Raw genomic sequence first — 11,568 nt, forward strand, 5'->3', positions numbered from 1 at the left:
CGTCACCTCACTCCAACCATGCCGGCCGCGCGGGCACGTTCGGTCACCGGACCGATCGCACCCGCCACGGCGTCGACGTCTTCCTGTGTCGACGTTCGCCCCAGGGAGAACCGCAACGACGCCCGCGCCACTTCCTCGTCGATACCCATGGCCAGCAAGACGTGCGACGGCCGCGGCACGCCCGTCGAGCACGCGCTTCCCGTCGAGCAGTGGATTCCCATGGCGTCGAGCAGGAGCAGCAGCGAATCGCCTTCACAGCCGGGGAACGACAGGTGCGCGATGCTTGGCAGCGAGCTCGAGGGGTCGCCGTTGTACACGACGTCCGGCACGGCATCGCGCACCCGACGGACCAGCTCATCCCGCAGCCGGCCGAGTTCACGTGCGTGCATGGAGACGTCGTCGGTCACCGTGGCCACGGCCGTCGCCAGGCCGGCGTACGACGGCGTGTCCAGCGTGCCCGAGCGCACGTCGCGTTCCTGGCCACCGCCGTGCAGCACTGGCGTGAGTTCGACGTCGCGCTGCAGCAGCAGGGCGCCGACTCCCATCGGACCGCCGATCTTGTGCCCGGAGATGGTCATGGTGTCCGCGCCGCTGGCGGAGAAGTTGACCGGCACCTGCCCGACTGCCTGTACGGCGTCGGTGTGGAACGGAATTCCGTGCTCTCGTGCGAGCGCGCTCACCTCGTCGATCGGCTGCAGCGTTCCGACCTCGTTGTTGGCCCACATCACCGTCACCAGGGCGACGGAGTCGGGGTCGCGTTCGATGGCGACGCGCAGCGCGTCGACGTCGAGCCGGCCGGTCGCGTCGACCGGAAGCCACTCGATCCGGGCGCCCTGGGCATCGCCCAGCCACTGCACGGTGTCCAGCACCGCATGGTGCTCAACCGCCGAGGCCAGGATGCGCACCCGGCGCTCGTCGGCGGATCTGCGTGACCAGTACAGACCCTTGACGGCGAGGTTGTCGGCCTCGGTTCCGCCGGAGGTGAACACCACCTCGCTGGGCCGGGCGCCGAGGGCGGCAGCCACGGTCTCGCGGGATTCTTCGACCATCTTGCGGGCCTGGCGTCCGGCGGCATGCAGCGACGACGGATTCCCGAGGTGGGTCATCGCCTCGGCCACGACCTCGACGACCCCGGGAAGGACGGGGCTGGTTGCCGCGTGGTCGAGGTAGACACGTCGCTCGGACTCATACATAACGACGTCCAGTCTACGTGCTTGACGCCGCCAGCGGCCCGTGGCCGACAGCGATGACGGCCCGGCCCGGGTCCAGGGCTGGCCCCGGGCCGGGGGCCGGGCCGTCGTCACTCTCGGGTCAGTCCGCGACCTCGCTGAAGACACCCACGCCGTTGGGGACCGGACGTTCTTGCCCGCCAGAGGGCGAGTTCACCACGCTCACCGAATCGGCATGTCGCTCGCGCGCCACCATCGTGGTGGAACCTCCACCGTCGAGGTTGACCCCCGCGTCGGCGCCGAAGTCCACCATCAGCTCGGCCATGTCCTGAATGGAGATCCCGGCACTGTCCTCCTGGCGACCGTCGACGGTCACCAGGTAGACCGTGGAGCCGTCCGCGCTCGCGCCCGCGGAGGTGCGCGGCGCCCGCACGCCCTCCTGCAGGCCGGCCAGAGGCTCACCGTCGCGCAGGATGGGCGTGCCGCCGATGGCGAAGTCGAACGCTGCCCCGTCGTCGGCGACCATCTGATAGGTCACCTCCACGGCGTCGCCCGGTTCGAGGCCATCCAGGTCCTGGACTCCTCCTTCGCGCCCGACGAGGACGATGGTGTCGTCGGCGATCGCGCCGGAACGCGGTTCGTCGTGCACCTCCGTCACGACGCCGCCGGTCACCACCACCTCGATCGTCTCGTCCACGCACGGATCGTTGCGACGCGTGTCCGATCCGCACGTCGCGCGCCTGCGGTCGGCCGTTCCCCAGTCGGAGGTGAAGGCGCCGACGCCACCTTCCTCGATCGCGTACTGGTTGAGCGCGTCCACCTCCGTGGTGCCGGACGGGGTCGTGATCGTCCCTTCGAGGGACAGCTCACCGATCTGCGCGCCATCATCCCCGGCCCCGAACACCGTTTCCAGGGTCGTGGTCTCGGGCGCGAGGGGCGGTCCCCATCGCTGGCCCATGGGCACGGCGGCGGTGAGGTCGACGCCCGTGGCCACGGCCGGACCGACCGGTGCGTTCGTGCCGTCGATCTCCGGGGTCCCGCCGATGTCGAAGAAGTCGCCGTTCACGCCGGCGACCGCGCCCTGCTCGTCGGCCAGCGTGGACACCGGCTCCCGGGCCGCGACGACGCCGGGGTAGAGCAGATCGAGGGAGACGGTGGGGTGGCTCAGATCGACCGTCAGGACGTCTCCCTCCACCCGGTCGCCAGCATCGTCCACCATCTCGAACTGCCGGTGTTTGACCCCCGGAGCCACCGGACGGGTCTTCCGGAACTCCGCGCCACTATCGTCGCTCTCCGCGGCGTCGACACCCGGCACCGCAACAACGGCCAGCGTCAATGCCCCGACCGATACCGCCCCGGCAAGCCGCCTGGTGTGCCCTGACCACGAGAACGTCCGCCCTGCCATGTCGCCCTCCTCGCGCAGTCCGCGTTTTGGGCCAGGACTGTACAGGCCTAGACCACTTTGGTCTAGGCCACTTCCGGAATCATGACAGGAATGGGTGCACTTCGATGGTTAAACGTGCGGAAATGCCCTCGGATCGGCGAATAAACACACGTTTGACCATCGAAGTGCTCGACCGACTCCAGGAGCGGGCGTCAACGCGCCGGCACCACCTTGAGGGTCGCGGCCCCTAGCCTTGGCGTTTGGTGATCTCCTCGGTGGCCCGCGGCAGCACGGTGTGCAGGTCGCCGACGACACCGAAATCGACCATCGCGAAGATCGGCGCCTCGGGATCCTTGTCCACCGCGACGATCGTCTTCGACGTCTGCATGCCCGCCCGGTGCTGGATCGCACCGGAGATACCCGCGGCGATGTACAACTGGGGAGAAACCGTCTGCCCGGTCTGGCCGACTTGATGCGCGTGCGGGTACCACCCGGAATCGACCGCCGCCCGCGACGCACCGACCGCGCCACCCAGCGCGTCGGCCAGCGCCTCCACGGGGCCAAAATCACCACCGGTGCCGCGCCCACCCGACACGACGACGGCCGCCTCGGCCAGATCCGGCCGGCCCGTGGTCTCGCGCTCGCTGCGTTCCACCACCGTGGCACGCTTGGCCGTATCGGAGATCGACACGGTGACCTTTTCCTCCTCCGGCGTGCTCGCAGCGGGCTCGGGCGCCGCCGAGTTCGGCTTCACGGTGATGATGGGAGTGCCGTGCGTGACGCGGGACGTGACGCTGTACTCCGCGGCGAAGACGGACTGGGTGGTGGTGAGATCAGCATCGATGTCCACCGCATCGGTGATGATCCCCGATTGCAGCTTCACCGCCAGCCGCCCTGCGATCTCCTTGCCGTCCGGGCTCGAGGGCAGCAGGATGGCCGCCGGCTCCGTCGTCGCCGCGATCTGCGCGAGCACCTCCGCCTCGGGCGCGACGAGATAGGTGCCGAAATCGGAGCTCTCGGCCACGTACACCTTGGTCGCGCCGTAGGCGGCAAGGGTTTCGCGGGCGGATTCGTAGCCCGATCCCAGGAACACCGCCACGGGATCGCCAGCACGACGGGCCAGGGTCAGCAACTCGGTCGTGGTCTTTCGCACCACGCCGTCGGCGTGGTCGACGAGGACGAGAATCGTAGGCATGGACATATCTCCTTCAGGCGCGCCGGGCACCGGTCTAGATGAACTTCCGGCTCGCGAGGAACTCGGCGAGCTTGATTCCGCCGTCGCCGTCATCGGTGACGACCTCACCCTGCGTGCGCTCCGGGCGCTTGGTCACGCTCTGCACCTGTGACCACGCCGCGTCCAGGCCCACCTGCTCGGCCGCCACGCCGAGGTCGGCCAGCGACCAGCTCTCCACGGGCTTCTTCTTCGCCGCCATGATGCCCTTGAACGACGGGTAGCGCGGCTCGTTGATCTGGTCGGTCACCGACACGATAGCCGGCGTCGCCGCCTCGACGGTCTCGGTGACGTCCGAGTCCCGGCGGGCCCGTACCGTGCCGCCGTCCACGCTCATCTCGCCGACGAAGCCGATGTGAGCGAACCCGAGCCGCTCGGCCAGCATTGCCGGCACGACGCTCATGCCGCCGTCCGTCGACGCCATGCCCGTCAAGACCAGGTCAACCTCGCCGATCTTGCCGATCGCCTCGGCAAGCACGTGGGACGTGGCGAGCGCGTCCGAGCCGTGCAGGGCATCGTCGACGACGTGTACGCCCGAATCCGCCCCCATCTGCAGGGCCCGTTTGATGGCATCTGCGGATCCTTCCGGACCCATGGTCAGCGCAATGACCTCGCCCGACTCGGAGCCGGCAAGCTTGAGCGCTTCTTCAACGGCGTACTCGTCGAGTTCTGACAAGATCCCGTCGACGCCGACGCGGTCGGTAGTGTGGTCAGCCTCGTGGAACGTCCGGTCCGCTGCGGCATCCGGAACGTGCTTCACCAAAACGACGATCTTCATGGCCGTACGACGACCTCCTGCACTGGTAACGGCACATCGAGAGGCTGCCGGCATCCGCACACGGCACGCCTCTCGTGAACGTCCCGATCGTACCTCTTGTTACTCGCGAGTAACACCCGGAGTGCTCTTCCTCACACCAGTCCGGGCCAGCACCGTCGGCTCTGGCACCGCCTCGTCGGCCCCGTCAGCCTCGTCGGCCCCGTCAGCCTCATCGGCTTCCCCGTCAGCCATACGCTCACCACCTGAATGCCGGCTACGGCGCACGGCGTCCGCGATCGCCTGATACGTGGCATCGCGGATGAAGATCGCATCCGCCGCGAGAATGGCCAGCGAAAACCACGGCAGGGCCATGGTCACTGCGATGCTCACGTGCATCCCCAACACGAGGATCAGCGCGATAACGCGGGTCCCGCGCCGCATCAGCAACAACGGAAAGAACACCTGGACGAAGACGGTGATGTAGCTGGCCACCGTGATCACCAGGCCGCTGGTGTAGACGAGCTCGTTGAGCGCGGGGAACGATTCGTACTGCCCGATCCGCAGCGGGTAGTAGACCCCGACGCCCTCCTGCCACATCGAGCCCTGCACCTTCGACATGCCGGATACGACGTAGACCACGAAGATCTGAAACGCGATGGCCAGCAACGCGACATTGTGTACCAGGACACCGGGCCAAGCCGGCCAGTTCCAGCGGCGCCGTGACGGCCGCCGTCGACGGCGCCGGGCGTCCAACGACCAGTGCATCGCGGTGTCCGCCAGGCACATGAAGAGCAAGGAAATCCTGATGATGTTGTCACCGGCGTCGGTCGCCAGGCCGTTCAACCGCATCAGGCTGGCCAGCATCACCAGCAGCACCGGCGTCACCACGCGGGTGCGCCAGCCGAGAGTGAACAGTACTGCGAGGCCACCGAGCAACAGGTACTTGACGGTGAAGACCGCAGGAGAATCGTCGGCGGCGAAGATCTCGGTGATCGGAAAGCCCCAGTCGTCCACCGTGAGCCACGGGTCCAGCCACCGCGCCCCGGGACCCCAGACGTAGTGCCGTTCGGCGAAGTTGGCCACCCACGAACCCAGGATCGCCAGGCCGAGCGCGATTCGCATGACGGCCAGGCCGTAGGTGGCCTTCTTGCGATCGAACAGCCATTGCTCCCCCGCATCGACGATGCGAAGAACCGTCGCCGACGTGACGTGCGCGGCCGCGCGGATCACACTGCTCATGGCCGAGCCGGTTCCTCCAGTCGCCGGAACGTCGCTGCGAAACTCCCGTCGTGCTGACCGTCGTTTACGAGCACCGGCCGCCAGCCGAACTCCCGATGCGTCTGCGGCTGATCTTCCGGGGCGACCTCGAACCGCTCCTCCCAACGCGGAACCGGAGTGCGCCGGAGCCGGAACTGAACCGCCACGATCTCCTCGTCCCATCTCGCGCGTGCCACCTGGGTCGCATACCCGGTAGCGACGCGGTCGCCCCGGACCATCCGGGCGATTCTCGACGAGGTGTCACCGCCCTGCGCCTCGATCAGATCTTCGGCCAGCGGCTTCCACGTCGACATGTCGTCGAAGTCCGCGGCCATGATGTCTTGCTGCTCCTCGTCGAGGTCGTGCCACGCGGAGTTGAGCCGGCGATACAGGTTCGACGACAGGCGGCTCGCTCGCGACGGCGCGGGATCGTGCCGCACCTCGCTCCATTCGAGCTGCGTGGCGGAGATCCACTCAGTGGTGCGCTCGATCTCGGACTCGGGATCGAAGTACCGCGCCCGCACCAGCAACTCGCCCTCGCCGTTGACCGGATTCGGCGCGAACAAGCTCCAATTCTGGTAGAAAACAGGCGTGATGTAGTCCCGTACCTGGCTACGCACCGCCTCTTTCACGGGGTTCGACGGCGCGTTCCACAAGAACGTCGCCAGCATGTGCATCCCGAGCAGCCCCACGAGCACGAACGCGACGCCGCGGGCGACCGGCGAGATCCGGACCCGCTGTGGCAGCTCGCCCCTGGATTCGGACACGACCGCCAGAGTAGATGACACGGACGGTTCGCGTCTGCGGACATCGCTTCTCGCGACATCGGAGCCCGACGTTAACCCGAGCGAACCTGGACGGCCCCAAGCGAACCTGGACGGCCCCAAGCGAGCCCGGATGACACCGCGCGAGCCCGTGCGAATTTCGCGCCGACCATGCGAAAGGGCGATGCCCGAGACCGGGCATCGCCCCTTCACAGACGGTGAGGACCAGGGGTTGACGGACGGCGGGTGCCGATGTCCGTCCACCCGAGCGGTCTCACCTGGCGGGGTAGGCGCGATTTACCCCTGAGCAGCCATCCGGCGGTTGCGGCTGGCCATGTAGAAGGTGTAGCCGCCGACCGCCAGCGCGCCGACGAGCAGCATCAGCCACAGGATGTTCGACCCCGTGTCGGGCAGCTCGTCGTCGTCCCCGTCGACCTCGGCCTCGGCCTCGGCCTCGGCATCAGCGTCGGCCGCAACCTCGGCGTCCACCTCGGTCTCGGCGTCAGCTTCCACCTCCGTCTCAGCGTCGGCCTCGACCTCGGCCTCTACCTCGGTCTCGGCGTCCGCCTCCACATCGGCTTCCACCTCCGCCTCGGTCTCCACCTCAGTTTCGACCTCGGTCTCCACCTCGGTCTCGACCTCGTCGCCGTCGTCAACCACGTTGGCCCCGACCTCCGAGCGAGCGATATCGAGCACCGCCAGACTGTCTTCTGGCAACACGTCGATATAGAGCGCCGACACGCTGAACGGGCCCCCGGATTCCACGGCCGCGGTCTCGCCCTCGGCCGTCGGGACGCTCCGAAGCGCCTGCGTCTCAGCGTTGTTCATCGGCTGGTCCGGCTGGTAGTTCAGCTTGATCGACAGGACCTCGGACAGGACGTCACCCAGTTCGTCGAACAGGTCCTCGAGGGCGAGGCCGCTGACGAGGCCGTCCAGCGTGCCGCCGAGGTCGTCAACCTTGTCGACCACCTGGTCGAGCAGGTCGCCGATCGTCGGAACCAGGTTGTTCAGGAGCGAATCCAGCACGGTCTCAAGCAGTCCGCCGACGCCGGAGCTGTCGACCTCCAGATCGGCCTTGTCCTCGATCAGTTCCGTCACCGTGCTGTCCAGGCTGGCCTCGAGCGACCCGAGATCGAGCCCGGCCGGCGCAGCATCAATGGACAGATCGAGATCCACCGTTGCCGCGCCAAGCGCGCTCTTGACAGTGGAGACCACGTCGTCGAGGACGTCGGCCAGCAGATCGCTCACGTTGTCCAGCAGCCCGTTGATGACCGCCGAGCTGATCAGCTCGGTGTTCGGTGGCTGACCGTTGAGGCCGCCGTCGAGCAGCTCGTTGAGGTCGATGATCAACGTGCCGTTGGCGAGGTCGAGCTCCACGCCCGAGCCGGCGATCGGCTCGGCGAGGATCTCCTCGACCGCACCCTGGACGTCGCTGTCTACGCTCGCTTGCAGATCGAGCTTCACTCCTGCGATCTCGAGCAGGCCGGAGAGCCCGTCGATCGTGTCCACGAGCGCCGACAGCACGCTGTCCTCGCTCAGGAGGCTGTTAAGCAGGCTGTCGACCTCCCCGACGGAGTCCACGATGTCCGTGTTGAGCTCCTTCAGAACGGGCAGCTCCACCTTGAGCGAGCCGCCCGCGATCTCGTAGTCGCGGGCAAGATCGAACTCGTCCGAGGCGTCGAGCACCTCGAACACTTCGCTCTCCGACGACGGGCCGATCAGGTGGGCTTGCGACGAGACCGCGCCCAGTTCGAGTTCCAGACCGGCGATCAGGTCGGTGAGCTCGTCACCGAGGACATTGGAAAGGTCGAAGTTGGCGTTACCCGGGAAGCCCGCGTCGACGCCGGTGCCGATCCCACCGTTGTCCGCCACGGCGCCCGTGGCCGCACTCGACGTTCCCTGGTCCTCGGCACTCGCCCACTGGTTCACGGCCCCGAGTTCGATGATGTCGCTCAGCGGCAGTTGCACGCCACCGGGTACATCGATGTTGATCGAATCGAGGAGGGTGACGTCGAGGGGGTTGGCCTCCGTCACCGGCTCCGGCGAACCGGAGTTCTCCACCTCGACACCGGCAAGCTCCACCAGCTTGTCGAGATCGGTTCCAAGGACCTCGCCGGAGAGGAACCTCGCCTCTGCGCGCGAGGAATCTCCGTCGTCCGCGGCTGCCGGCATCGCCAGCGCCGTGGACGTCAGGGCGGTTACCGCCCCAGCAGCGACGGCGCAAGACAGCAGCCGTCGGCGCCTTCTACGTTCAAACGTCATGCCTTCTCCCCTAGGCAGTACCACAAATGGCCGTCGCGGGCAGGACATATTCGCTCCGCGACGTGACCAAGACACTATCGATATGAAGCTCGATTGTCGTATGAGAAGTGATCATCCGTTTGGACATAATTTCGGGTACATCCAGGGGCTAGTCAGGGAGATATGACAAGAAAGGGGTGATGCCCTTTCTTTGCCCCGTATCGGACATTTATGGATTCTTCTAGCCGTACCGGATGGTTCGATGACGTCCGATCGGAATTAGTTTCTCACCCAACAGACGAAGGGCGCCGATCGTACAATCGGCGCCCTTCTCGCTTCGGACGAGAACCGTCACTCACCGTGCCTGTGTTGCCATGACGCGGTCGGGCTCGTCGGCTTCCCCCGCCTCCGCCAGAGCCCGCAGCTTGCGGCGATCACGCTGCGTCTGCCACCACTGTCGAGCCCACTGCTCGATTCCACGGTACGTGGAGTCCCGGATGAAGATCATGTCAGCCGAGATGACGACCAGCGAGAAGAACGGCAGGCCCATGGCCACGCCAATGCCGAGGTGCATGGCGGCGATACCGAGGAGCGCGATGACCCGCGTCAATCGACGCAACAGCAGCAACGGGAAGAAGATCTGGATGAACACCGAGAAGTACGTCGCCACCATCACGCCGAGCGCATTCGCACTCAAGAGATCGTTGAGCCACGGCCAGGGCGCGTAATGCCCCATCTGCATCGGGTAGTACACGCCCGTGCCGTCCTGCCACAGTTCGCCCTGGACCTTGTACAGGCCGGAGGCCACGTAGATCAGGCACAGCTGCACGGCGACGGCCACCACGGCCAGGTTGTTCAGCACGATGGCCAGCATGCCGAAGTTTTCCCGCACCTCCGGCCGCACGCGCAGCCGTAGCGGGCTGTGCCACTCCCCGGCCTCCTGCTTCGCCCGTCGCCTCGCATCCAGCGACCATCGCCGCGAGATGTCGGCAAAGCAGAGATAGAAGAGCAGGATTCGAAAGATGTTGTCGCTCTGGTCGCCGACGATCGGTTGCGCCTCGAGCAGGCTCGTCCAGAGCACCAGCACCACGGGCGCCACGATCCGTGCGCGCCAGCCCACGACGAGCAGCACCAACAGCGCTGCGACCACGGCCAGCTTCAGCTCGAGTTCGAGCCGACCGCTCCCGCCATAGAAAAAGGTAAACGGCCAGCTGAACTCGGCGTTGTCATCGACCGGCTCGATCCAGCGCCCGGCGTTACCCCACAGGTAATGCCGGTTGAGCCAGTTCGCTGCCAGAAAGCCCAGCGCCGTGAGTCCGAACAAGATCCGGACCATCGCCAGCCCGTACGTGGCGCGCTTCGCTCCCAGCAGCCAGTCTTCGAAGAACCGTAGTTTCGCTGCCGCCTGGCTCTTCCACATCTGAGGCGTTTCGACGCTCATCCTGCAAACCTCTCGATCGCCGCAGCGAATGCGTCACGGTCCTGTCCCTCGAACTCGATCAGGGGGCGGCGGCCGAACTCGCGCTCTCTCGGTTTGGGTTCACTCTCGCCGTGCCGGTTGGCGAACGCCGGCGCACGCTGGTCGACGGTCTTGACCTGGACGTACTTCACGCCCGCGTCCTCGCCCCACCAGGCATACACGAACTGGGTGGCGTAGGCCGCCATCGTCCGGTCGTAGCGCAGCAGATAAGAGATTCGAGTCGCAGATGATCGGTCTTCTTGCTCCATCAACCGCTCACGGAGGCGGCTCCAGGCGTTCGAATGATAGTGGCCCGTCAACACCTCCTGCTCGTCGCCGTTGATCCGCGAGTGATGTGAGGCGATACGCGTCGCCAGCCTCCGCGTCGCGATACCGGCCCGGGAGGGCAGCAGATTGTGCTCGATCGCCGCCTTCAGCTCCAGTTCGGTGACATTCACCCATTCGGTGTGGTTCTCGTCGTCGAACCAGCCACGCACGTACATCGACCGTTCAGTACGGATCGGGGTCGGAGCGAACAGGCTCCAGTTCTGCTGGAAAAACGGCAGCATGTAAGAGTCGAGCGGTTCCTCGAACGTCTCCTTCGCGGCGTTGTCCGGCCCGACGAACAACGCGGTCGCGGCCAGATGCGCCGCCACGGCCGCGCTCAAAATACCGGCAATGACCTTCAGCCAGACCGGCCGACTCTGATCTAAATGCCGCGTCTGCTGCATGTGACGCCCCTCATTCGCACCGGACCGCGCCTCGCTGGTTCGTCGCAGCCCGTGCGGAATCTCACCGGATATTCGACCTTGCGCAATTAGACGTATCACGTATGTCGGTGGGCCCACACCATCCATTTGGTGCGGGCCCACCGGCCATTCGTCGGATGGACGTTTGGCTACTTGGTCACCGCACCGTGCCGGTTGCTGGCCGTGAAGGCCACCACGCCAGCACCGAGCAGCAGGGCGACGCCCAGTGCCAAGAACCACATGCTGCCGATACCGGTGTCCGGCAGGTCGCCGTCGGCTTCGGTTTCGGCATCGGCGTCGGCGCCGGCCTCAGCCCCGGCATCCGCGTCAGCGTCCGCCTCGGCATCCGCGTCAGCGTCCGCCTCGGCGTCGGCATCGCCGTCAACCTCGGTCTCCACCTCAGCATCGCCATCGACTTCGGCCTCAGCGTCGCCGTCAACCTCGGCCTCAGCGTCGCCATCGACCTCGGCCTCAGCGTCGCCGTCAACCTCGGCCTCGGCACCACCGTCGACCTCGGTCTCCACCTCAGCATCGGCCTCGGTCTCCACCTCAGCGTC

At 66.6% G+C, this 11,568-nt stretch carries 10 protein-coding genes; all 10 read right to left on the bottom strand.

Annotated features, from left to right (window positions below; translation table 11 throughout):
• Positions 1 to 2: 2 nt before the first annotated feature.
• On the bottom strand, positions 3 to 1,193 hold the full coding sequence (locus DPM12_RS15360; RefSeq protein WP_112259215.1) for a cysteine desulfurase family protein: 1,191 nt from the start codon (positions 1,191 to 1,193) through the stop codon (positions 3 to 5).
• Between the two features lie 118 nt (positions 1,194 to 1,311).
• The gene (locus tag DPM12_RS15365) at positions 1,312 to 2,574 is read right to left on the bottom strand and encodes a phosphodiester glycosidase family protein (protein WP_112259216.1); all 1,263 of its coding nucleotides are present in this window, start codon (positions 2,572 to 2,574) and stop codon (positions 1,312 to 1,314) included.
• 226 nt (positions 2,575 to 2,800) lie between these two features.
• Positions 2,801 to 3,748, bottom strand: a complete 948-nt coding sequence (locus tag DPM12_RS15370; RefSeq protein WP_112259233.1) for an electron transfer flavoprotein subunit alpha/FixB family protein — start codon at positions 3,746 to 3,748, stop codon at positions 2,801 to 2,803.
• 34 nt (positions 3,749 to 3,782) lie between these two features.
• Positions 3,783 to 4,562, bottom strand: coding sequence for an electron transfer flavoprotein subunit beta/FixA family protein (locus DPM12_RS15375; protein WP_112259217.1), 780 nt, complete (start codon positions 4,560 to 4,562; stop codon positions 3,783 to 3,785).
• Between the two features lie 99 nt (positions 4,563 to 4,661).
• Positions 4,662 to 5,780, bottom strand: coding sequence for an HTTM domain-containing protein (locus DPM12_RS15380; protein WP_158542917.1), 1,119 nt, complete (start codon positions 5,778 to 5,780; stop codon positions 4,662 to 4,664).
• Positions 5,777 to 6,565 carry a DUF5819 family protein gene (locus tag DPM12_RS23240; protein ID WP_158542918.1) on the bottom strand — a complete coding sequence of 263 codons (789 nt, stop codon included), beginning with the start codon at positions 6,563 to 6,565 and terminating at the stop codon, positions 5,777 to 5,779. Before DPM12_RS23240 ends, DPM12_RS15380 begins: the two co-directional genes overlap by 4 nt.
• 294 nt (positions 6,566 to 6,859) lie before the next feature.
• Entirely contained in the window at positions 6,860 to 8,824 is a 1,965-nt protein-coding gene (locus tag DPM12_RS15385; protein ID WP_158542919.1) for a choice-of-anchor G family protein, read from the bottom strand.
• Between the two features lie 334 nt (positions 8,825 to 9,158).
• The gene (locus DPM12_RS15390) at positions 9,159 to 10,244 is read right to left on the bottom strand and encodes an HTTM domain-containing protein (RefSeq protein ID WP_112259220.1); all 1,086 of its coding nucleotides are present in this window, start codon (positions 10,242 to 10,244) and stop codon (positions 9,159 to 9,161) included.
• The gene (locus tag DPM12_RS15395; protein ID WP_112259221.1) at positions 10,241 to 10,993 is read right to left on the bottom strand and encodes a DUF5819 family protein; all 753 of its coding nucleotides are present in this window, start codon (positions 10,991 to 10,993) and stop codon (positions 10,241 to 10,243) included. The genes DPM12_RS15390 and DPM12_RS15395 overlap by 4 nt, the downstream gene beginning before the upstream one ends.
• 167 nt (positions 10,994 to 11,160) lie before the next feature.
• Positions 11,161 to 11,568: LPXTG cell wall anchor domain-containing protein (locus DPM12_RS15400; RefSeq protein ID WP_146751919.1), on the bottom strand; the 408-nt coding region annotated here is incomplete at its 5' end.

The sequence above is a fragment of the Phytoactinopolyspora halophila genome (assembly GCF_003287285.1).
Classification (GTDB): Bacteria; Actinomycetota; Actinomycetes; order Jiangellales; family Jiangellaceae; genus Phytoactinopolyspora_A; species Phytoactinopolyspora_A halophila.

Bases quoted from the DNA above. Each gene is read 5' to 3' on its own strand.
- DPM12_RS15375 (WP_112259217.1), bottom strand. From the start codon at position 4,562: ATGAAGATCGTCGTTTTGGTGAAGCACGTTCCGGATGCCGCAGCGGAC.
- DPM12_RS15370 (WP_112259233.1), bottom strand. From the start codon at position 3,748: ATGCCTACGATTCTCGTCCTCGTCGACCACGCCGACGGCGTGGTGCGA.
- DPM12_RS15385 (WP_158542919.1), bottom strand. From the start codon at position 8,824: ATGACGTTTGAACGTAGAAGGCGCCGACGGCTGCTGTCTTGCGCCGTC.
- DPM12_RS15360 (WP_112259215.1), bottom strand. From the start codon at position 1,193: ATGTATGAGTCCGAGCGACGTGTCTACCTCGACCACGCGGCAACCAGC.
- DPM12_RS15390 (WP_112259220.1), bottom strand. From the start codon at position 10,244: ATGAGCGTCGAAACGCCTCAGATGTGGAAGAGCCAGGCGGCAGCGAAA.
- DPM12_RS15380 (WP_158542917.1), bottom strand. From the start codon at position 5,780: ATGAGCAGTGTGATCCGCGCGGCCGCGCACGTCACGTCGGCGACGGTT.
- DPM12_RS15395 (WP_112259221.1), bottom strand. From the start codon at position 10,993: ATGCAGCAGACGCGGCATTTAGATCAGAGTCGGCCGGTCTGGCTGAAG.
- DPM12_RS15365 (WP_112259216.1), bottom strand. From the start codon at position 2,574: ATGGCAGGGCGGACGTTCTCGTGGTCAGGGCACACCAGGCGGCTTGCC.